Here is a 23,482-nt window from a genome sequence, read left to right as displayed (position 1 = left end):
ATGTAACACAATTTCAAAAATAAATTAAAATAAGTTATAATTAAATAGAGGTACTATTATGAAGTTACTTTATAAAGACCAACTCAGAAAAATAAAAGCTAATCTTTTTAATTTTATAAGTCTTTGTTTATTAGTAATAATCATCACTTTAACTTTTACAGCAGTCAAATCTTCTGTCAGAAGATTAGATGCTAATTATGATGATTATTTACAAACACAACAAATTGAAGACTTTTATTTTAATATGGGTGAAGTAGATGTTAACTATGTTGGCGGGAATACAGTAATGGAACTTTGTACTGAACTAGATATCTTTAATGAATGTCTTATAAAGCTATCACTTTCAGGAAACGATCCTAGTTACTTAAATGAACTTAACTTCTTAATCAATGAGAAAATACAAGATTATCCTCTTGTATATGAGAATTTAATAGATAATTATGTTAATGATTTCGTTGATAGATATGATTATAAAGTTGAAAAAGGACATATCGTAAATATATTAGAAAATGATTTTGTTTATAAGTTTATAAGTATAACCGAAGAAATAAACATACCTTATGTTGTTGAAGGTAGATTACCTGAAGAAAATTTTGAAATATCTATCTTTCCAGAATTTGCAGAAATCAACAATATCGAACTTGGTGATGTCTATACTATTAATAATAAAGAATACAACATTGTTGGATTCCACTATCAACCTGAATTCTTATTTCCTATATTTAGTATGAATACAATCTCGTTTGATCCAGCATATCAAACTCTAGTTCTAACAAATAAAGCAACTATTGATGATCTTGATCAATTTATCTTTACTAAGTATTTTGTCCAAGGTGATTTAGATATAGTACTTGGCGATGTCGGATACTCAACACTACAAAGTGGAGATTTAAGTTTATTAGGTAAGAATATGCAACTAGTTAATATCATCATGCCTGCTGATATTAACTTTAGAATCATATCACTAGAAAAAGAAGTTGATACCGCTAATGCTTTTATCAACATCTTTTTACCATTATTTATCACTTTTATAACAATCCTATTGATTGTGTTTATGAAAAGGTATATTGATAAAAACAAAAAGGATATTAAAATTCTCCATGCATTAGGTTATACAGATAACGAAATAACACGTTCAATTTTAATATATCCTTTATTAATATCATTAACATCAATAATTGGTTATATCCTTGGTCTTCTAGTATCAAATGAACTTTTTAATATCTACTCTTCGAGATACCTATTCCCAAAAGCAGATTTCATTATAGATGTGGATTTATTACTTCTTACAACATTGCTACCAATTATAGCAATTACAATACTTAACTATCTATTCATTCTTCTAAGTTTGAAAAGAAGAGAAAAAACAATACATAAGTTTAAATTAAGAATATTCAAATTCACAACTATCAGAACGGTCCTAACTACAACCTTGCTTTTTATCACAATTAGTACAATGATTACATTCGGTTTAAATGGTAACTCGATGTTCACCTCATTTATTGAGACTACCAAGTTAGGAAACAACTTCTATGAAATGGTAAATTTGCAATATATGACCAATACCGACCATTTTGATAACTACGAGGAGTACACAAAAGTACCCGGAAAAATCATAGAGGTCAATTCTACAAGGCTCAAAATCATCAAAAATACGAATATTTACGGAATTAATCCTGAGAATGATTTGAAATTACTAATTAACAATTCCTTAGCAAATAACTATCTATTAGAAGACGGAATAATTGTATCGGACTATCTGCAAACTTCACTAGCTCTAAAAATAGGAGATACCATTACTTATGAAGTTGGAGGAGTAGAAACCACAGAAATTATTCAAGGATTTTCAAATGAATTAATTGAAAATAATTTCTATACAATGAAAGAGAATCTTAATCGAAATTTCAATCTTGATAATACATATTATAATGGATTATTTGTATCGGATGATCAATATGACGATCCGTTTATTACATCAAGAATTGATTACCAAAATTCTCTAGATGAGTTTAAGAATATCTTAAATATTTCTACTGTCATTTTGGACTTTTTGATAGCTCTATCTATTGTCCTATCATTATTTATATTTGCCCTAATTCTCGTCAGTTATTTTATTGACAACAGATTCAATATAGCAATCCTAAAATCAGTAGGATATAACAATAAAGAAATAAATAAGAAGTATTTATCTATTATCTATATCTTACTGGTTGCTAGTTACATTGTTTCGATACCAATTACTAATACATTACTGGAGCATATGCTTAAGATGTTAATGGATAGTGTAGGGTTTAAATTAATTCTAGACATCTCTATTATTAATATCGTTCTAGGCTTTATTGTGCTAAATATTATCTTTGTATCTATTATTTATTTCGTTAATAAATACTATGACAAAATCAATATCTCTGAAGTCATGAAACACATCACAAAATAAAAAGAGCTCACGCTCTTTTTTTTATAGTTCCTTAAGTATATCTTTTTCTATATCAAAAGGCCTAACACCTGATCGATATCTGTTTTTGACCTCTCCAGAACGAGAGATCAGGAATTTTTCGAAGTTCCATTTAACTTTCTTTTCGTTTAAAACAGGTGTGTTGTTTATTAAATACTTATACAGTTCGTGTTGCTCTTTTCCTTTAACATTAATCTTACTAAACATATCAAAACTTACACCATAATTCATTTGGCAAAACGACTGAATTTCATCATCACTACCTGGGTCTTGATGTAAAAACTGGTTACAAGGAAAACCTAAGATTTTGAGTCCCTTATCTTTATACTTTTTAGATAACTTTTCTAGGTCCTCAAACTGTGGGGTAAATCCACATTTACTAGCAGTATTTACTATTAGTAGTACATCATCCTTGTATTCTCCTAAAGTTGTATTATTACCATCAATCTTTTTGATTTCTATATTATATATACTCATAATATCACTCCTTACCCAAATTATAACATTTACAATCTGATAGGCAAAAGTTATACACATTTTTGTGGATAATGTGGATAACCTCGTCCAAATTGTGGATAACCTTACTAATTTACATAAAAATTTGACAAAGCGGTCAAAATGTGTTTATAATGTTATTGACCAGTTTTTTATTACACGTAAGAAAGGGTGATATTATGAGTGAATTTTTACAACATGATGACGCTAGAAAGAATAGAATCTTAGAAGCTGCATTAATTGAATTCTCTGATAAAGGATACAAAAAGGCATCAACTAATACTATAGTTAGAGAAGCAAAAGTATCTAAAGGTCTATTATTTCACTATTTTATCAGTAAAAAAGAATTATATATCCATATCTACAATTTTGCATTAGACACTATCACAAATGAGTTATATGCAGGAGTGAACTTTGCTGATCGCGACGTATTAAGTCGTCTTTATGCTTCTACACTTCAAAAAATCGAGTCTTATACAAAACATGATTTGTTTACAAGTCTATTTGAAAAACATGCTTTTGTTGAAGATGAAGAAATTATTGAAAGAACTGCATCAGCATCTGTTAAGTACTCAAATGAGTCTTATACAAAGATATTTACTGACATTGATTACTTCTTATTCAACGAGAAAGTAAATATTGATCGTAGTTTAGATGTAGTTAAGTGGACTATTGATAGAATAAGTTTTGATTGGATTAAAAAGCATGGTAATACTTACCAAGCTGAAGCTTTTGATGAATTACGAGAAGAGATCGAAGTTTACTTAGATCTGTTTAGAGATGCTTTATACAAATAAAAAAATAGTAAATAAAAAAAAGTCCTACAATGTAGGGCTTTTTGTTTATAAAAATGGTAATAGAATTATCATTGCTCCAGCAATTAAAGCAAAATAGAAAAATCCAAATACAATTGTAATAACTAAAGCAAATAAGAAATTAATAAGATGAAATCCAAAGTTAGCTCTTTCTTTATCTCCTAAATACTTCAATATATTTAAAACTGAGACTACCAACATAAATACTAGGAAGAAAGCATTTATTACTGTGAGAATTATTGCAATTACTAAACCAACAGTACCTCCGCTAGATAAAAAAACTAGTAAAACAATATTAACTAGTGTTAATAAAGTAAGTAATAAGAATCTTACAAAAAACCTTTTAGGGTTCAAATACATCTACAACACCTCCTATTTATATTGTATCTTAAAAAGAGTAAATTAAAAAGACCTTCAAAGAAAGGTCTTTTTTCATCCCTCGTTCCAACATCTTAAATTCCCTCGTGTTAGAACTACTTAGATTCTATCAAATAAAAGTTGATTAGTTGTGAATTAAATGTGAATTAGCCTTCTTTTATAATTGCTGTAACAGGAATTATAAGAAACGCTATCCAAGAATAAGCCCATAAATCAAGGAAATATCCTAGGGTAAAGAATATGACTATTGCTATAAACGGAGTAATAGCTATTACTCTCTCATTACCTTTAGTTTCTTTCAATATTGCGAATACAGGTATAACTAGGAATACTATCCAAACGTAACCCCACATACCAGTTAAGAATCCAAGAATAAAGAATGATGCAATAACACCTAAAGTTAATATTCGGTATTCTTTTGGCATTTTTGTTATACCTTCATCATCTTGTAAAACTCCAAATATCACAAGTGGGATAAATGCTAAAAGAGCAAGATTCCAACTATCAAATGTATAACCATAATAGATATAAGCTGCAGTTCCTCCAATAATTAGTACTTCCCATAGCAATATTTTGAATTTGCTTTTTATATTCAAAACTCCTAGAGCAGGAACGATTAAGAATATTGTCCAAGTTGGAACCCACATACCCATTTCAAGTCCAATATATAAAACAGCTACCAAAGCAACAAGTGGACTCAATGATACCAAAGTATTTAAGAACCCAATTGATTTTCTCTCTGTTACTATAGCAACTAATGGTATAGCTATAAATATTAGCCATCCTGGATGCCAGAGATCAAACACAAAACCTAGAATGAAAAATGTTATTAAACAAATAAACGGCATCAATGCAGTAAGCTTATGAGGTTCATTATCCATTTCAAGGAAAATTGCAGATACAGGAATGATTAGAAATACAAGCCATGCATATGTCCAACCTTCATATCCAAAACCTAGAATGAAGAATATAACTAATGAAATAAATGGTGTAATGGCAATTAGTTTACCATTCTTTTTACTTCTTTTAGAATGAGTAACATGTTTAATAGTTTGATACCCTTCAACTAGTTCTTTAATTATAGTAGATGGTTTACCAAGTTTTTCTTCTACCTCTTCTTCACCCATACCATAATCACGCCAGTTATCATACATCTCGTTGTAGTCGCTTATAATATCGTCCTTTTCATTTTCACTCATACTGTAATTATCTAATAATAATTTCAACTCATTTAAATAATTAGTTTTCATAACTATGACCTCCTAAAACTCTAGATACACTTTCCAAGAAACTACTCCACTCAACTTCTGCTTCGTGAAGATGAGTTAATCCTGTATCGGTAATTTTGTAATACTTTCTTGGAGCACCTATGCTCATTGATTCTGTATATGTTTCAAAAAAATCCTGTTTTGTTAATCTTCTTAAGATTGGATAGATCGTATTTTCATTTACTGCTATTTCTTTTGAAATATTCTCAATTACTTCAAATCCATACATATCTTTATTGCTAACAATCTTTAATACACATAATTCTATTATACCTTTTTTAAATTGCGTATTCATACAAAACCTCCTTTATTGTGTAATGCACAATTAAATAATATCACATTACTGTGCGTAACACAATAATATGTTTGAAATAAATAAAAAAGCATCGAAATCGATGCTTTTACTTTTTAACTAAATATCCTAATCCTATTGTTTTAGGCCCTGCGTGAGCACCTACAACAGCAGTTAAAGGCATATCAAATATTTCTAAATCTGGGTTATCTTTAAGTAACACTTCAGCAATATGGTCTTTTGCTGATGGATTATTAGCGTGAATTATATAAGCTTCAACATTTTTACCTTTTGTTTCTTCAAAGTATTTAGCAATTAAACCTTCTACTGCTTTTTTGAAGGTTCTAATTTTTTCTACTGTCTCAACTTTACCATCTTTTGATATTGTTAAAATTGGTTTGATGTGTAGGGCGTTTCCAATAAAGCCACTAGCATTTCCTATTCTTCCGTTTTTTACTAAGTAAGTTAAAGTATTAACAGCGAAATAGATTTGGTGATTGTCTTTAATGAAATCAAGTTCTTCAATAATTTCTGGAATATCTTTTCCATTTTCAATCATTTCACAGGCTTTAAGAGCCATTTTGGCCTCTGGATAAGCAAGTGTTTTTGAATCATACACTGTTACTTCTAAACCTTCAACTTCATTAGCAGCCATTTTAGAAGAGTTTACAATTCCACTCATTTCACCTGAAATAGATATTACAAGTGCTTTGTTGTATCCTTCTTTAACTAATTCTTCATATATCTCAATCATCTGTCCAATCGGCATATAACTACTACTTGGGAACACTGATTTATCTAACTCTAGTCGTTTGTAGAAATCTTCAGCAGAAATATCTACATAATCTAAATAATCCTCATCACCTAAATGCAAAGTCGATCTAAATATTTTAATATCATATTTATGATCCATGTAATCCAAACAAGCATTTGAGCATGCAATAACGGCAATTTTATTTTCCATTTTTTCATCTCCTCTTTCAAAATACATATAGAAATTATACCACTATTTAGATAAAAAGAGTAGAGATTTCTCTACTCTTCAGAATATTCTTTCACGTTCTTTTTGATCATTTTTAGACTTTGCTCAAATGTTACTCCTTTGCTAAATAAGAACCCTTGATATAACTCACAATTATTCTTTCTCAAAAAGTCTAAAGTTTCTGGATCATCTACCCCTTCAGCAATTAATTTACAACCCAAAACTTCAGCAATAGATCTTAAAGTCATGAACAATGTTCTATTAAAACTATTTGTTAAATAGTCTCTAACATATTCCTTATCTACTTTAATAGCATAAATTGGGAATTTTGAAATATAGCTTAAAGAAGAGTATCCACTACCGAAATCGTCAATGGCGGTTTTTATACCAACATTGTTTAATCGTTTAAATAATCTAATTAGATAATCATAGTCTTCAACTTGATAACTTTCGGTTAGTTCTAAAACAATTGTACCGGCAGCTAAATTTTCTTGTTCATAAAGGTTAATAACATTATCTACATAACTTTCATTAAATGATAATGCGCTAGCATTTACACTTAAGAAGAAATCATTACCAGGATAAACAGTATTCAATCTTCTCATCATTCTCAACATCTTCGTAAAGACTATTTCATCGAGTTCTTGTATACGTCCTTTTCTTTCAAGACTGTTTACAACTGTTTCAGTATCGAGCATTTCATCAAACTCATTAAATGCTCTAGTTAAACATTCAAACCCAACAATAATATTTGTTTCTACATCAATAATAGGCATAACATATACTTCAAATAATTCAAGATTTAGATTCTTAACATAGTTATCAAAATCTTGATTTGATAACATATTATTTATAATATCTTTCTCAAAAAATGCAAAAGCATTACTATTCATAATATGCGCATTTGATATTGTCAAATGTGCATTTTTAACCATTTCATCAATACTACGACATTGGGTTGGATAATTAACAACACCCATAGTCATTGATATGTTTGTCCTAATTCTATCCATCACGATATCTCTATCAAATATCTTTAATACTCTTTTCAGGATATTATTTACTTCTGATTTATTTTCAGTCTTAATAATGAAGATATATTCATTTCCACCAAAATGATATAACTCAGTATTAGCTCTCAATACCCCTTTGATCAAATTAATTGCTTCCAAGATTACATTTAGACCTAAATCGTGTCCATACTTATCGTTTATATATTTTATATTGTTAAATGTTCCAAGAGATAAATAGAAAGTTTCGTTGTTGTCTATCAAAACTTTTACTTCATTATAGAAAGACTTAGCATTTTTAAGTTTAGTTTCTGCACTGTAGTTTTGAGAATACTCAACTTCATACATCAATGTCTTGGTTCTTTTTTGATCATCATAGAAAATCATGAAAATAATAACTAGAGGTGCTGTCACTAATAATGTAGCTAATATAACCATGATAATTGTTCTAATATAGTATGCACCATAGAAATTAGTAGCCAAGTAAAAATTATATCCTTCTACTTCTATTTCAACTCTCGTAAAATCTTCTTCATTATATTCTGCTGAAGTTTTTATAAACACTCCGTCAGAAGAGTAAATTACAAACTCGTCATTTGCATAAGCATTTGGAAGACTAGCAACAAATTTATCAACATCAACAACAATCGTAACTAAGCCTTTAAATTCATTATCCACAACGTTTGCTTTATGAAAAAGAATCTTCGTTAAAGTATTACGATCATATTCATATGTAAGGAAGTATGTATCATTATTTAATGCTGTATTAAACCTTGCGAATTCATCTAGATTAAAATCATTGACGATTTCCTTACCTAATAAATCCTCATTTACTGGATAAACATTCCCAACATCACCATGAGGGGAAAACATAATATAATCAATAGTCACATTTCCATTAATTAACGTTTCCGCAAAATCATCAAAATCTGTTTCATTGATCCCTGAATCTGTGCTTATAAACATAGTCGAGAACAAATCCAATCTTTCAGAATAATCTTCAAGTAAAGGAGTTATAGTATGAACAGCATCAGTTTGATCTTGTTCATAATATATAGAGTAATATCTATGAAATCCAAAGACATTCATAAATGCTAATATTATCCAAACAATGAGCGAAATAATGAAAGCAATTCTTATCGTTCTATCTGTTTTTAACATCTTAAAGAATTTCATATATACACCTCCTCTTAATTATAATTATACACCGTAATGATATTTTTAAGCATACTATTTCTAAGTGTTACTATGTAACAAATAAATAAAATACTTTAATATTGACAATAGTGTATGCCATACAGTATAATGAAGTTGAGGTGATTGACATGCCAGAAAAAACAGAAATAATTAAAAATCTAAAACTAGAACTTCGTAAAGGCACATTAGTTTTAGCTGTCTTATCACAGCTAAAAAATAAGCATTATGGTTATAGTCTTGTAGAAACCCTTAATAAAAGAGGATTAAAGATAGATCAAAACACCTTATATCCTCTTTTAAGAAGATTAGATAAACAAGGTATTTTAGAAAGCACTTGGGAAGTGGTTGAACCACGTCCCCGAAAATACTACCAGTTAAACGACAATGGTATTGAGATACTTGAAGAGTTAGCTAGTGAATATAAATCAAATTACCAAGTAATAAGTGATTTACTTAAGGAGGATTAAAATGGAATTATTAGATCGATATTTAAAACAAATAGAAAGATACTTACCTTTTAAAGATAGAAAAGAAACAATCAAAGAACTAAGAAGTTTGATTTTAGATCAAGTTGATGAGTTAGTAAGCCAAGGTTTAGACCAAGAGAAAGTGTTATTTAATGTTATAACCGATATGGGAGAACCTCGTGAAGTAGCAAGCAACTATAATGAATCAGGTCCAATGATATCAAAAGAGATGGAACCTATATTGTTACTTGTCTTTAAAATTGTTTCAATAACATTACCACTAGCTGTCTTATTTGCAAATGCATTAGATTTTGTATTTGAATATCCAAACTTTACAATCATGGAATTTTTGTTAGATTCTGCTTATAATATCCCAACAGCGTTATATAGTTTATTAGTTGGGTATGGATTTATCTTTATTATCTTTTATCTAATAGAAAGATTTGTAAAACCCAAGTTTGAAGTTCAAAAAATCGAATTCAACCCAAATCTGTTACCTAAAATACCAGGGAAAGATTTTGAAGTAAGTATTTTTGGAGCGATAATTGGAATCTTAGCAACATGCCTAGCATTATACTTATTCAACTTAAACCCCGGATTGATTGCAATTTACTTTGAAGGAGATAGACTTCCATTATTTAATGATAACTTTGATAAAGTATTAATCTTCATGAACATCGGTTGGTTCACATCTATTATCCTTTATTCTTATTACATATATAAAAGAAGGAAAACAATTACTTCAAAAACAGTAGAATTAATTCACACGATTTATTCTGGAGCAATTATGATTTTACTAGGTTCATCTAATGTCTTTAACACTATAATTGTTGAAGGATATGACTTAACATTTATTCCAAACATATTTAAGATTGTAATGATAATTCTAGGGATAATAGTTATTATAGGTGGTATCGTAGAATTTACAAAAATGTTCATTAATTTGGAAGCAATAGATGAAATCGAAAAAAACAAGTCCTAGCTACGGACTTTTTTTTTAGCGATAAAATGGTAAAATGGAGATAGATGCAAAATAATAAAATATGAGTTTATAACAATTTGCAAACATTTGTACCTATTGGACTAACACCGTATAATGTAGTACTTATGAGCTTTTTTCATACTTTTTGTCTCATAACCGTTCCCGAAAGGGTTTACAGTATTGTAAATCAATACCAGTTCAATGTGCAAACATTTGGTCTTTTGTTTGTACTTCAAATCTTATAAACTAGAGTCAGTGAGGTGTTATTATTGCTTGATTACAAAGACAACTATCTGTTGAACTTATTAATGTCCTCAGATTACAATTTGAACATGTCCGATATCCAAAAATTACTGGGAGTATCACAACGCAGTGCTTACTACAGTATTTCCAAAATTAATGATTTTCTTGAAATGCAAGGTTTACCTAAATTAGTAAACAAACGTCAAGAAGGTATTCATATTGATGCCCTCATCAAAGACAAATTAGCTGATACAGTTAATAAAGGTTTAGGAGATTTATATGTTTGTACTTCACAAGAGAGAATCGTTCTTGAAATACTAGTTTTAATTAGTAAGAAGGATTTTATAAACATTAACTATTTAGAAGAACTGTTTGATGTTAGTCGAAACACAATTGTTAACGACATCAAAGAGATTAGAAAAATGTTAAAGGTTTATAACCTTGCACTAGAGTATGATAACTTCATGGGTTACCAAATTGAAGGATTGCAAATCAGAAAACGATCGGTAATTCTAAATCTAATTTCTAACTACGAGTATTTAGTTAAGATTAAATCATTTGGTTTATATACTGATGAAGTAGTTGCTGAAAATCTTGAGCTTATAAAGATATTGGAGAAAGAACTAAATATTAAGTACGTTAACACAACTCTAAATTATTTAGCTATCGTAATTAGTATTATTAAATTAAATGAATTTGATCCTATTATATTAGGTGAAGAAGATAGAAAAAGTGTTGAAGAATCACAAGAATTTAAAGCTGTTGAGAAAATTGTTGGTGATTACCTTGATGAAAGCGAGTATTACTATTTAGCTCTTCATCTACTAGGATTAAGAATTCAGTTCGCCGAAGAATACGAGCTTGATGAAAATGATTATATTAAAGAAATCGTTGAATTCTTAATTAATGAGTTTTCTAAAACTACACTAATTTATTTTGATGATGATAATGATTTGTTTAATCATTTATATACGCATATGAAACAAGCGATGTTTAGATTAAAATACGGAATAATCTATCAAAACGAATTAAAGGAACAGATTTTAGAATCTTATCCTCAAGTATCACAAGTAACTAGAACAATTTGTCAAAAACTTGAAAAGAAAATTGGGTATCCAATTGGTGATGATGATATATCATTCATCGCAATGCACTTTGGTGGATACTTAAAACGAGAAGAACGAGATATTATCCAGGTAAAAGTATTGTTAGTTTGTTTAAACGGTGTAGCTACTTCGAAACTACTTCGTAAAGAACTAGAGTACTTACTCGGTAATTTAGAAATCATCGATGCTGTAAGTTTAGATGATGTTGGTAAGTATAAAGATGATGTTGATTACATTATCTCAACTATACCTATAAAAGATCGTTCTATTAAAAATAAAACACTACAAGTAAATGCAATACTGACAGAAAAAGATAAGGCTAACTTAATTTCATTTATGGGGTTAGTAAACCCTAGTAAGAGTGAATTTGATTTAAGCGAAAAAATTATAAAAGATATTGTTGATTTTATTCCTCCTGAGAAATTAGAAGAAGTAAGAAAACTTATCCTTAATAGACTAAGTAATAATAGTAAAAAAGTAATCGTTGAAACCGAAGGGAAGAAAAAATATATGCTTAAAGATTTAATTAAAAAAGACAAAATAGTATTTGCACATAGTGTACCAAAATGGGAAGACGCAATTTGGTTAAGTGCAAAACCATTACTAGAAAATAAAACGATAGAAAATAGATATTGTGATAAAGTAATCAGTAACGTTAACGAGTTAGGACCTTATATTTGTATTGCCCCAGAAATTGCAATTTCACACGCAAGACCTGAAGATGGTGCAAATGGTTTAGGTATGACTGTTCTTGTTTTAGAAAAGCCAACGTATTTTGATAAAAAACAAGAACGCCCTGTAAGATTAGTAATTACTCTTGCAGCTCCAGATAATGAACAACACTTACTAGCATTACAACAGTTATCAAGACTTCTTATGGAAGATTTGGAAAACTTACTAAAAGCTACAAGTGAAGATCAAGTATTAAAGTTAGTACAAAAATATTCTGAATAGGGGGTTAATTCATGGAAAAAGTAGTATGTATTTGTGGTAGTGGACTAGGTAGTAGTTTCTTAGTTGAAATGAATGTTAAGACTGTTTTAAAAGACCTAGGTTTATCAGAAATAGAAGTTGAGCACACTGATTTAGGAAGTGCTTGGCCAGGAATCGCAGACTTAATCGTTTGTGGTAATGATTTATATGATAACTTAAAGAAATTCGGAGATACAATTGGTTTAGCTAATATCATGGATAAAGATGAACTAAAAGAAAAATTATCAGTTTATTTAACAGCAAAAGGTGTACTTTAACAAAGGCTAAAAGTTTGTTCTAATTTAGAAGAACATTTTAGATAAAAAAAATTAAACAGAGGAGAGAAAAATTTTATGAGTTCAATTATTCAATTTATTTCAGATTTACTTAGTAGTCCTCAAATCCTTTTAGGGATTATCGTTTTAATCGGGTTACTAGCTCAAAGAAAACCTGCACATGAGGTTATCCGCGGGACATTAAAAGCTGTTCTTGGATTTATCATCATCGGGCAAGGTGCTGGGATCTTAGTTGGTTCGTTAGATTACTTCGGACAATTGTTCCAAGAAGCATTCAATGTAACTGGTGTAGTTCCTAACAATGAGGCAATCGTATCATTAGCATTAAATGATTATGCTACTGCTACAGCTGCAATCATGGTTATCGGGATGGCTGCGAATATCTTAATCGCACGTTTCTCAAGACTTAAATTTATCTTCTTAACAGGTCATCATACTTTATATATGGCTGCATTAATTTCAGTTGTATTAACAGTTGCTGGTTTAGACGGTATCTTATTATTCATCGTTGGTGGTATGGCATTAGGATTAACAATGGTTATTTTCCCTGCTATCGCTCATCCTACAATGAAGAAAATTACTGGATCAGACGAAATTGGTTTCGGTCACTTCTCAAGTATCACTTACTGGTTAAGTGGTGAAGTTGGTAAATTAGTTGGTAAAGGTTCAAAATCAACTGAAGAAATGAACTTCCCTAAATCATTATCATTCTTAAGAGATTCAAGTGTTTCTATCTCATTAACAATGTTATTAATGTATTTAATCGTAACTATCGCTGCTGGACCAGAGTTCGTTAAAACTGGTTTAGGAATCGGAGACAACTACATCGTATTCGCATTCATTCAATCATTAGTATTTGCTGCTGGTGTATATGTAGTATTAGCTGGTGTACGTATGGTTATTAGTGAAATCGTTCCTGCCTTCAAAGGTTGGTCTGACAAAATTGTTCCTAATGCTAAACCTGCATTAGATTGTCCAATCGTATTCCCTTACGCTCCAAACGCAGTATTAATCGGATTCTTAGTTTCATTCTTAGGTGGAATCGTTGGTATGTTAATTTTAATCGCTGCTAATGGTACTGTTATCCTTCCTGGTGTAATTCCTCATTTCTTCGTAGGAGCTACTGCTGGTGTATTCGGTAATGCTACTGGTGGACGTCGTGGTGCTGTTGTTGGTTCATTCGTTAATGGACTTGTAATTACATTCTTACCATTATTATTATTACCTGTATTAGGTAACTTAGAATTTGCTAACACAACATTCAGTGATGCTGACTTTATCGGAGTTGGAATAGTACTTGGTACTGTTGCTGCTTGGGGTAAATGGGCTGTTACTGCAGTAGTTGCTGTAATATTCGCAATTCCATTTATTGATGGATTCCTTGCAAACAAAAAAGCTGCATAATTAAACAACTTTAAAAGGGGAATCTGCTTTTAAGCTTCCCCTTTTATATTGCTTATTTTTACTTAATTGAGAAAATAAAGCTTATATAATAAGCTCTACATAAATTGAAACATAACCAAAAAATCATAAAAAAAATTGGAGAATAACCTATGAGTAAATTCAGTAGTGAAATTAGAATTGAAATTTTGAAAATGTTGAAACAAAGAGGCTTCGGACACTTAGGTGGAAGTATGTCTATCGTTGAAACATTATCTGTATTATACCGAGATATTATGAAAATCGATCCCAAAAACCCCACTTGGGATGATCGTGATTATCTAGTTCTATCCAAAGGCCATGCTGGTCCTGCACTTTATTCCACCCTTGCTTTAAAAGGATACTTTGATAAATCCATTTTATTAACCTTAAATAATAACGGTACGATCCTACCAAGTCATTGTGATCGCAAGCTTACCCCCGGGATCGATATGACAACTGGTAGTTTAGGCCAAGGGATCAGCAGCGCAGTTGGAATTGCGAAAGGGTTAAAAGTCCAAGGTAAAGATAATAAAGTATTTACAGTTATCGGTGATGGAGAATTAAATGAAGGACAATGTTATGAAGCATTAATGTTCTCTTACCATCATCAACTAGATAACTTAATCTTATTTGTCGATGAAAACAAATTACAACTTGATGGTTATACAAAAGACATAGTCGATCAAGGAGATATCGCTAAAAAAATTAGTTCATTCGGATTTAATACTTATCATATAGATGGACATAATGAAGAACTAATTAAAGAAACAATCTTAAAAGCATATGAAGTTAAAAATGTTCCTACATGTATCGTCTTAGATACAGTAAAAGCTAAAGGTTTCGCACCTCTAGTAAATGACATTAGTAACCATCATGCTAGATTCAATGATACATTAAATGCACAAATTGATGCAGTAATTAAAGAACTAGAGGGGGAATTATAATGAGCGTTAAAATATTACCTGAGGCAGTTAATTCACCTGTAGAACTTAGAAACGTATATGCTGAAACATTAAATGAAATTATTGCTGATAACAAAAAAGTAATGGCTTTAGAAGCTGACTTAGTTGGAGCAATTAAAACTGGTCCTGTTGCTGAAAAAAATCCTAACAATTTTATTAACTGTGGGATTATGGAAGCAAACATGGTTGGTGTAGCTAGTGGTTTAAGTGTAAGAGGATTAGTTCCTTATATGCATACATTCGGACCATTCGCAACTAGAAGATGTTACGATCAATTATTCTTATCAATTGGATACAGTGGTTTAAACCTTAAAGTTATCGGTAGTGATGCTGGAGTATCTGCTCAACACAATGGTGGTACACATATGCCATTTGAAGATTTAGGATTAATGAGATTAATTCCTGAAGCTACTGTAATGGTAATGAGTGATCATGTAATGTTTAAAGATATTCTGAAACAAACTTCAAAAATTCATGGTTTACAATATATTAGAATCGTAAGAAAAAATATGGCTCAATTATATGCTGAAGGTTCATCATTTGAAATCGGAAAAGGAATTGTCCTTAAAGAAGGAACTGATGCAACAATCATCGCTAACGGAATCATGTTAGAAGAAGCTTTAGGAGCTAGAGAAATCTTAGCTAAAGAAGGTATTAGTGCTGCTGTTATTGATATGTTTACAATTAAACCTATCGATCAAAGTTTACTATTAGAATATGCTAAAAAAACAAAATTAATTGTAACGGCTGAAAACCATAATGTTATTGGTGGTTTAGGTAGTGCAGTATTAGAAGCATTAGAAACTGAAACAGTTAAAGTTAAACGTATTGGTGTTCAAGATCGATACGGACAAGTAGGTACACAAGATTTCTTACAGAAAGAATATAATCTTACTAAAGAAGATATTGTAAAGGCTGTAAAGGAGAATCTATAATGATTTATATCGTTGATTCAGCTGATACAACATTCATTAAAAAGATGATGGATAAATATGAAATACTAGGTATAACAACCAATCCAACTATCATCACAAAAGAAAATAAGGAGTACATTCCATTACTTGAAGAATTAGATAACTTACTAACAGGAAAAGATCTTCATATTCAACTTGTTGATGAAACTTACGAAGGAATGATTGCTGAAGCTTATAAATTACAAAAAATAATCAAAAGTAAACTTCATATAAAAATCCCTGTATCTGATGCAGGATTTAGAGCAATTAGAACTCTTAGCAAAGATGGTTTCAGTATAACTGCAACTGCTATTTGCTCAGTTAACCAAGGTATTATGGCTGCTATCAATGGCGCTGAATACTTAGCTGTTTACGTAAACCGTATTTCAAATTCAGGGATAGACGGAAATTTAGTAATTAAAGATATCAAAGATACTTTAACTAAATTAAATCTAGACACGAAAGTTGTTGGTGCATCATATAAAAGTGTTCACCAAGTCACTGATTCAATTCGTAATGGAGCAGATCAAGTTACTGTAGGTAAAGACTTATTTGAGAAACTATTCTACTCAGAAATTACCGATAAAAGTATTACACAATTCACAAAAGACTTTAACGACTTATACAACAAATGAGGAGGTAAGTAAAATCGAATCGAAAACTTATATTATAAAAGATGAAGCCGGTTTACATGCTCGCCCTGCATCAATTATTTGTAGTAGAGCTTCAAAGTATCCTGGTGATATTGATATTATTTACAAAGAACAAAGATTCACACTTAAATCAATAATGATTCTTATGTCTTTAGGAGTTCCTCAAGGTGCTGAGATAACTATCGAAGCTAACGGAGAAGGCGAACTAGACATTATTAATGATTTGGATACTATATTAAACGAACACAATTTAGTGTAAATAAAAAGGCGAATTTATTCGCCTTTTTTATTTGTCATAACTTCTTGCCATGATGAACAATAAATCACTTAATCTATTAAGGTATTTACAACTCATTTCTAAATCAGTTCTTTCATTAAGTTCTTTAAACTTAAGAATAGTTCTTTCTACTCTTCTTGCTATAGCTCTTGCTAAATCTAAATAACTACCTTCAACACTTGAATCAGAACCAGGTAAGACAAATACAGGTTTAAGTGGTTTCTTATCAAGGATAGCTTGTTCGATATTTTCTAAATTATTGATATCCTTAATAGCAATTTTGGTTAACTTCTCATATTGTGTAGTATCAAAATTAGTTGCTACCAAAGACATAATATTTTGTAAATCTTTTTGGATGTTTCTTATTTCCATTTTGTATAAATCAGTATGATGGTAACAAACACCTAAACTACTACTTAACTCATCAATGTTACCTAATGTATCAAATAATAAATCAGTCTTTAAGACTGTATCATTTGAGTAGTTTCGCGAATAACCTTTATCACCTGTTTTGGTTGAAATATATTTTAAACTACTAATCTCTTTCATATTATCACTCCTAAATAAAACTACCTACATAATACCATAGGTAGTCTTTTTTTTATATCAAATCGTTACATTCTTTCTAAAATATTCTTAGTTAAAAAGATTAGATCTTTCCTCATTAATTCTTGTTCACGCCATTCTCTTCCATCCCATACTTCTCTAGATAGATCATCTCCACAATATAGAATTTCTGCGAATTCAACATTGCGGTATTGTGCTACAGCACAAAGAGCAGTAAACTCCATTTCGACTGTTAAACAGCCTTCATATAATCTTTGATTAACTTTTTGCTTTGTCTCTCTATAAAAAGCATCAGTTGTCCAAGTTTTCCCAACAATATAATCAATACGCATTTCTGTCATGATATTTTTTACTTTTTCATGAGTATTCTTATTTGCTTTAATAGTTCTAGATGGTTCAACATAATGAAAACTAGTCCCTTCATCTCTAACCCCTTCATTTGGTAGAACTAGGCATCCTAGGTCCTTCTTAATCAATACTCCCGCACCACAACAACATAAGAACTGTCTTCCCCCTAAAGCAATCAATTCTTCAAATAACCCAGCTGCTAAAGGAGCTCCTACACCAAGGGCAAATAAAGCAACATCCTCGTTCATAAACTTATAAACGACATGTTCCCCCATCTCGCTTCTTAATGTGTGTACTTTAGTAGTTTTACAGTCTTCATATAACCTATCCACTTCTTTTTTAAAGAAAGTCAAAACAACCTTTTTGGGCATTTCAGGAAGTTCCTTAATTTGCTCAGAAGGTTCAATCATTGCCCTCTTACTATCGAAGTCTAATAATGGTATCGCTTTCATTTTTACACCACCTCTTTACCTAATTATAAAGAAATAGTCGTTGTTTGAAAAGGATAAATGTAGTTCGCATACTAAAAATAGACCCATAAGGGTCTATTCGTAATAAGTATCTTCTGTTTTTTTATTTGATTCTTTCTTAACTTTACTAACTACTTTTTTAGTTTGCTTAGTGACTTCATCAACTACTTTATCAATGGTGTCATCAATCTTATTACCAGCATTTCTAATTTTATCCATTGTTCCATCAGATTCTAGTTTTTGCTTAACTTCACCAAATTTGTTGACACCCTTTTGAACAAATTCACCAGTTTTCTTACCGATTTTTTTTCCTTGTTCTTCAAAGTTCTTTTCTATTTTGGTTCTTTCATCAACTACTTCTTCTTGTTTTTTCTTTCTTTTGAAAAGTCCCATTATATCACCTCAATTACTATTTTACTAAATAGATGTGTATTAATTATGAATAATTGTAAATCTCAAATTGTCTTCTATTATAAAACCTTACTCTAATCACAGATTCACCCATTCCAAATGATATGTACAAGTCTTTACCATCCACTTCATAATGGTGATCATTATATTTTCTTGCACCTTCTACATTATAGATATCCCCGATAATAGGTAATCTTATTTGTCCTCCATGACTGTGTCCACTAAACATCGCAACACAATCTGTGTTTAATATACTATCAAACGTGTCTGGTTCATGTGATAGAACGAAGTTAATTGCGTTCTCATCAACTTCTCCCAGTACATCAGAATAATTGCTGTCGCCCATCATTAAGTCGTCAAAACCTATAAAATTAAAGGTCTGGTCGTTAATTACGTACGTAATTGATTCATTTATTAGCACAGTAAATCCTGAGTCTTCTAAAATTGTGATTATTCTATTTGTTAATGTAGTACTACCGAAGTAATCATGATTACCAAGAACCGCTAGTTTATAATCAGCGTTTATCTCACTTAGTAAACTTGTTATACTTTCTTCTAGTTCTAAACTAACATCAGTTATTTGAAACATGTCTCCGGTAAATATGAGAAGATCTACTTCTTCATCATTTACTGTGTCAACCATAACATTATAATCTTCTCTAACATACTTGTTATCAAAATGAGTATCTGAGAATTGGGCTATCTTCAAGTCAAAATCTTTATCTATTTCATGGTAGTTAACTTGAATTCCCTGCGATGTCATAAATCCAACAACCACAAATATTATTCCTGATAGGATAATACTTGAAGCAATAATCAATATTCTTTTCCTATTCACTATAACTTAGACTTCGATAACTTCCATACACTTAATAAGTAAAAAACTACCATGAATATAACTAGAGATAAAACCATATGTAAAGTTGTCATTTGATATTCTCCGATAACTACCTCAATACCATTAAACTCAGCATAATCGTCATATACCGATTGTGGTACTCCAGAGAATAGTTTATCAATTGCCCCAGCCATATATACTTTTCTAACCAATGCCACTGCATGAGCAGTTGGCAAACTGTTCATCACCTTACCAAAGAAGCCTTCAAAGAAACCGATTGGCAAGTAGATTCCTCCGAGGAATCCAATAAACGTCCCAACTAGAGTCGATAACATTCCATATGCATTTCTTGTTCTAATGAATAATGATAAGAAGAAAAAGAATGAACTAAATGCCATAATACATAGCAAGACTAAACCAATAAGTTCGAGATATCCTATTAAACTAAGAAATTCTCCACCTTGAGATAAAACATATACTTGTCCAATAACAAGATTAATCATTACCATTATAAAACCAATAACCCAAGCGCTTATTAAATAGCTAAGAGCTAAAGTATTTCTACCTATTGGTGAAGTATAAAAATCATTTAATAAACCATCAGCACGATCATCAATTAAATTACCTACAGCTCCAAGAGGAACTGTAACAGTACTTACAGTAAGAATACCAGCCATAATCCAACTACTAACAAGCCAGTCTCCTCCATCCAAATTTAGAATCTCAACAGGTAAATTACTTCTTGTCATTTTACCTAAGAAAATTATATACAATGCGAGAATGATTATTACACTTAAGAAACTAAAAAATACAGCAGCTTTATCTCGAAGATAAAGTCTGATGTTTCTGAGTACTAATTGATATAAGACTTCCATTATTCATCACCTAACTTTCGACCAGTAATGTTTAAGAATACATCATCCATATCCCCACGTAAAATCTCAAATTCTCTTATATATTTCTCATATTTATTAATTATAGTTAACCCATCAAAACATGAATCTAACTCAATGTTGATGGTATCATTAATAATATAAAAATCTACTTTATCATCTTCCAGTACTTCTACTAAACCATTATTAGGAATAATCTTAACACGATCACTTGAGTACTTAAGCCTTAGTTCCTCACTACTACCTTCAGCAACAATTTTGCCTTGATCTATAACAACTATTTTATTAGCATCAACAACTTCTTCCATATAATGAGTTGTTAAAAATATAGTAATTTCTTTAATCTCTCTAAGTTTTGCTATAAGCATCCAGATATCTTTTCTACTTTTTGGATCTAATCCTGTAGTTGGTTCATCTAAAATTAGCAGTTCTGGCCAGTTTAAAAGCGCTCTGGCAATATCTGCTTTTCGTTTCTGTCCACCACTTAAATCCCCATATCTTTGATCAAAAAATGGCAATACTTCTAAATACTCATTTATTTCCTCAATACGATTATAAAAATCATTTTTTTCTATTCCGTAGAAAGAAGCTCTTACCAGTAAGTTTTCTTTTACAGTCAATAATTTATCCAACATACTGTTTTGAAAAACTACACCGATTCTATTCCTAATTAGATTGTCTTCTTCGCCTAATTTATGACCGAGGACGGTTACTTCACCACTATTCTGTTCTAACAATGTTGAGATAATATTTATTGTAGTACTCTTTCCTGCACCATTAGGTCCTAGAAATGCAAAAAACGAATCTTTTTCAACTGTAAAAGATATCTTCTTTACAGCTTCAATGTCATCATAAGTTTTAATTAAATTCTTTACTTCAATCGCATTCATCCTAGTCACTCCTTTATATTCTTTATAAACTACAAATCAATTATACTACTTTAGGTGTATATACTTCAAGAATATTATTTTATATTATTTATAATTATTTAAACTTTTGAAAAGAGTTCTACAAACGTAGTACTCTTTTACATTCATTATCTCATAATAGTTATCTTGATCGCTCTGTTTATAATTCTTTCAGCTTTTTCATCACATGTTTATATTATACTAAATCACATGAAAATAAAAAACGAAGTACATTTGTACTTCGTTTAAACTAATGGAGACATTATACCAATAAATCCTTCAAATAAACGTTGAACTCTACTTCGTTTCTTCCATTTACTATATAAAACTTCTTTTGATTTTGTTAAATCAATTTTAAAATCTTTAACTAATTCCTTTACACCAGTATTATATAAAAGAGCTGTAACTTCAAAGTTAATTCTAGCACTTCTGTTATCTAGATTATAAGTACCGCATGAAGCAATCATGTCGTCAATAATGAAGACTTTGGCGTGACAAAATGTATTAGTGTAAGTATATATCTTAACACCCTCTTCTAAAAGGTCATTAAAGAAACTTTTCGTAACTTCATAAACTGACTTTTTATCAGGGGTACCTGGGACAATTATCTCAACATTAACTCCACCTCTAGCTGCAATCATTAATGAAGTTACCATTTCACGATCAAGTGCTAAATATGGAGTAATAATTTTGATTGAAACTTTTGCATTGTTGATCATTTTTACATATGTGTTTCTAATTGGTGGATATTTATAATCTGGACCACTTGGAATTATTTCTACCATTCCTTGCGATTCTACTTTTTCAGCGCAGTAATATTTCTTATCTGTTATGAAGTCATTAGTTATATAGTACCAATCTCTAAGGAATAGAGCAGTTAAGGAGTTTATTGCCTTACCTGTTACAGCAATCTGGGTGTCTCTAAATCTTGGGAATCTTTTGCTTCTAGCTTTATTTTGATATTCATCTGCTAAATTCATTCCACCTGTAAACGCTACTTTTCCATCAATTATTACATTCTTACGGTGATTACGGTAATTCATCTTTGTGTCAAAGAATGCAAAGAAGACAGGATCAAATTCCTTAATTTCTACACCGCACTCTTCTATTTTCTTTAAATATCTTTGATTTAAGAATACACTACCAATCGCATCGTATTGAACTTTCACTTCGATACCTTCTAGTGCTTTTTCTTTTAATAAGTCTAATATCATTCTTCCAGTTTTATCTGTTCTTATGATATAGAACTGAAGGAATATAAACTTTTTTGCATTCTTGATTTCCTCTGCTAATCTTATAAAGAAATCTTCTCCGTTATTTATTACTTCAACTTTGGAATCATAAAGATAAGCATGATGCTTTGTCATATTATGTGAGGTCTTATATATATCGGTGATTTCTGAATCTATTGCTTTATATGTTGCTTTATTAAAATTAGTATCAGGTTCATGGGTTAAATACTTACCATTATGGATTTTTGAGTGTCTTCTATAACGAGAACTTTCTCGATAATCTCTACCAAATGTAAGAAATATTGTTAGACCAGTTAACGGCTCAATAATAAGGATAAGCATCCAGGGTAATTTTGATATAGAATAATCACTCTTACCTATAATATGGATAAAAACGATTATCGACATAAACGTTATAAAGTATCTCGCTACTATATTAAATGACTCAGCAAAAGTTACTTCAAGCTCGAATAATCTCAAAGCGTATTCAAATCCATATCTTATTAGAAGCATTACAATAATTATGATTACAACCCAAATATTTCTTTTCAAATTAAATCTCATACAATCACCTACAGTTATTATACTAA

24 protein-coding genes are annotated in these 23,482 nt (G+C 30.3%); 11 read left to right on the top strand and 13 right to left on the bottom strand.

The features are described from left to right. The first annotated feature begins 58 nt into the window (after positions 1-58). The gene (locus KQ51_RS03580) at positions 59-2,437 is read left to right on the top strand and encodes an ABC transporter permease (RefSeq protein WP_038468996.1); all 2,379 of its coding nucleotides are present in this window, start codon (positions 59-61) and stop codon (positions 2,435-2,437) included. Between the two features lie 21 nt (positions 2,438-2,458). On the opposite strand, the gene KQ51_RS03575 is transcribed toward KQ51_RS03580, so the two are convergent. Next, entirely contained in the window at positions 2,459-2,935 is a 477-nt protein-coding gene (locus KQ51_RS03575) for a glutathione peroxidase (RefSeq protein ID WP_038471665.1), read from the bottom strand. A gap of 194 nt (positions 2,936-3,129) precedes the next feature. Here KQ51_RS03575 and KQ51_RS03570 point away from each other — a divergent pair, with 194 nt between their 5' ends. Next, positions 3,130-3,747 (top strand): TetR/AcrR family transcriptional regulator, encoded by a 618-nt coding sequence (locus tag KQ51_RS03570; RefSeq protein WP_038468992.1) that lies wholly within the window; start codon positions 3,130-3,132, stop codon positions 3,745-3,747. A 45-nt stretch (positions 3,748-3,792) separates the two neighbouring features. Here the strand turns inward: KQ51_RS03570 and KQ51_RS03565 are convergent, their stop codons facing one another. The 5 genes from KQ51_RS03565 to KQ51_RS03545 form a co-directional block, all read right to left on the bottom strand. Beyond that, the gene (locus KQ51_RS03565) at positions 3,793-4,125 is read right to left on the bottom strand and encodes a hypothetical protein (protein ID WP_038468990.1); all 333 of its coding nucleotides are present in this window, start codon (positions 4,123-4,125) and stop codon (positions 3,793-3,795) included. A 164-nt stretch (positions 4,126-4,289) separates the two neighbouring features. Continuing rightward, on the bottom strand, positions 4,290-5,393 hold the full coding sequence (locus KQ51_RS09380) for a DUF1700 domain-containing protein (protein WP_052609136.1): 1,104 nt from the start codon (positions 5,391-5,393) through the stop codon (positions 4,290-4,292). After that, positions 5,383-5,706, bottom strand: coding sequence for a PadR family transcriptional regulator (locus KQ51_RS03555; RefSeq protein ID WP_038468987.1), 324 nt, complete (start codon positions 5,704-5,706; stop codon positions 5,383-5,385). Before KQ51_RS03555 ends, KQ51_RS09380 begins: the two co-directional genes overlap by 11 nt. 106 nt (positions 5,707-5,812) lie before the next feature. Next, on the bottom strand, positions 5,813-6,667 hold the full coding sequence (locus KQ51_RS03550) for a DegV family protein (protein WP_038468985.1): 855 nt from the start codon (positions 6,665-6,667) through the stop codon (positions 5,813-5,815). 71 nt (positions 6,668-6,738) lie between these two features. Continuing rightward, positions 6,739-8,871 (bottom strand): GGDEF domain-containing phosphodiesterase, encoded by a 2,133-nt coding sequence (locus KQ51_RS03545; RefSeq protein WP_038468982.1) that lies wholly within the window; start codon positions 8,869-8,871, stop codon positions 6,739-6,741. A 149-nt stretch (positions 8,872-9,020) separates the two neighbouring features. Here KQ51_RS03545 and KQ51_RS03540 point away from each other — a divergent pair, with 149 nt between their 5' ends. From KQ51_RS03540 to KQ51_RS03500, 9 genes are all read left to right on the top strand, one after another. Continuing rightward, positions 9,021-9,359, top strand: a complete 339-nt coding sequence (locus KQ51_RS03540; RefSeq protein ID WP_038468980.1) for a PadR family transcriptional regulator — start codon at positions 9,021-9,023, stop codon at positions 9,357-9,359. A gap of 1 nt (position 9,360) precedes the next feature. Next, a complete protein-coding gene (locus KQ51_RS03535) occupies positions 9,361-10,341 on the top strand; it encodes an HAAS signaling domain-containing protein (protein WP_038468977.1) in 981 nt (326 codons plus the stop codon). A gap of 269 nt (positions 10,342-10,610) precedes the next feature. After that, complete coding sequence (locus KQ51_RS03530) at positions 10,611-12,644, top strand: BglG family transcription antiterminator (protein ID WP_038468975.1); 2,034 nt, start codon at positions 10,611-10,613, stop codon at positions 12,642-12,644. Between the two features lie 11 nt (positions 12,645-12,655). Beyond that, entirely contained in the window at positions 12,656-12,940 is a 285-nt protein-coding gene (locus tag KQ51_RS03525) for a PTS sugar transporter subunit IIB (protein ID WP_038468973.1), read from the top strand. A gap of 75 nt (positions 12,941-13,015) precedes the next feature. Beyond that, complete coding sequence (locus KQ51_RS03520) at positions 13,016-14,362, top strand: PTS ascorbate transporter subunit IIC (RefSeq protein ID WP_038468970.1); 1,347 nt, start codon at positions 13,016-13,018, stop codon at positions 14,360-14,362. Positions 14,363-14,511: 149 nt separating this feature from the next. Next, positions 14,512-15,324 (top strand): transketolase, encoded by an 813-nt coding sequence (locus KQ51_RS03515; RefSeq protein ID WP_038468967.1) that lies wholly within the window; start codon positions 14,512-14,514, stop codon positions 15,322-15,324. Then, complete coding sequence (locus tag KQ51_RS03510) at positions 15,324-16,277, top strand: transketolase family protein (RefSeq protein WP_052609134.1); 954 nt, start codon at positions 15,324-15,326, stop codon at positions 16,275-16,277. Before KQ51_RS03515 ends, KQ51_RS03510 begins: the two co-directional genes overlap by 1 nt. Further along, positions 16,277-16,930, top strand: a complete 654-nt coding sequence (locus KQ51_RS03505) for a transaldolase family protein (RefSeq protein ID WP_038468965.1) — start codon at positions 16,277-16,279, stop codon at positions 16,928-16,930. The genes KQ51_RS03510 and KQ51_RS03505 overlap by 1 nt, the downstream gene beginning before the upstream one ends. Continuing rightward, on the top strand, positions 16,848-17,207 hold the full coding sequence (locus KQ51_RS03500) for an HPr family phosphocarrier protein (RefSeq protein ID WP_096334938.1): 360 nt from the start codon (positions 16,848-16,850) through the stop codon (positions 17,205-17,207). The genes KQ51_RS03505 and KQ51_RS03500 overlap by 83 nt, the downstream gene beginning before the upstream one ends. A gap of 27 nt (positions 17,208-17,234) precedes the next feature. On the opposite strand, the gene KQ51_RS03495 is transcribed toward KQ51_RS03500, so the two are convergent. The 7 genes from KQ51_RS03495 to cls form a co-directional block, all read right to left on the bottom strand. Further along, the gene (locus KQ51_RS03495) at positions 17,235-17,774 is read right to left on the bottom strand and encodes a cob(I)yrinic acid a,c-diamide adenosyltransferase (RefSeq protein WP_038468963.1); all 540 of its coding nucleotides are present in this window, start codon (positions 17,772-17,774) and stop codon (positions 17,235-17,237) included. Between the two features lie 65 nt (positions 17,775-17,839). After that, the gene (locus KQ51_RS03490; RefSeq protein ID WP_038468961.1) at positions 17,840-18,592 is read right to left on the bottom strand and encodes a nucleoside phosphorylase; all 753 of its coding nucleotides are present in this window, start codon (positions 18,590-18,592) and stop codon (positions 17,840-17,842) included. Between the two features lie 93 nt (positions 18,593-18,685). Next, positions 18,686-19,003: a hypothetical protein gene (locus KQ51_RS03485; RefSeq protein WP_038468959.1), complete on the bottom strand. Its 318-nt coding sequence runs from the start codon at positions 19,001-19,003 to the stop codon at positions 18,686-18,688. 43 nt (positions 19,004-19,046) lie between these two features. Continuing rightward, positions 19,047-19,859, bottom strand: coding sequence for a metallophosphoesterase (locus KQ51_RS03480; protein WP_144242080.1), 813 nt, complete (start codon positions 19,857-19,859; stop codon positions 19,047-19,049). Then, positions 19,859-20,734: an ABC transporter permease gene (locus KQ51_RS03475; protein ID WP_052609132.1), complete on the bottom strand. Its 876-nt coding sequence runs from the start codon at positions 20,732-20,734 to the stop codon at positions 19,859-19,861. The genes KQ51_RS03480 and KQ51_RS03475 overlap by 1 nt, the downstream gene beginning before the upstream one ends. Then, positions 20,734-21,642: an ABC transporter ATP-binding protein gene (locus tag KQ51_RS03470; protein ID WP_038468954.1), complete on the bottom strand. Its 909-nt coding sequence runs from the start codon at positions 21,640-21,642 to the stop codon at positions 20,734-20,736. Before KQ51_RS03470 ends, KQ51_RS03475 begins: the two co-directional genes overlap by 1 nt. Positions 21,643-21,905: 263 nt before the next feature. Further along, complete coding sequence (gene cls / locus KQ51_RS03465) at positions 21,906-23,456, bottom strand: cardiolipin synthase (protein WP_038468951.1); 1,551 nt, start codon at positions 23,454-23,456, stop codon at positions 21,906-21,908. Positions 23,457-23,482: the final 26 nt, after the last annotated feature.

The sequence above is a fragment of the Candidatus Izimaplasma bacterium HR1 genome (genome assembly GCA_000755705.1).
Taxonomy (GTDB): Bacteria; Bacillota_I; Bacilli_A; order Izemoplasmatales; family Izemoplasmataceae; genus Xianfuyuplasma.
Note: the sequence above shows the minus strand (reverse complement) of the source record. Positions and strands in the feature narration are given on the sequence as shown.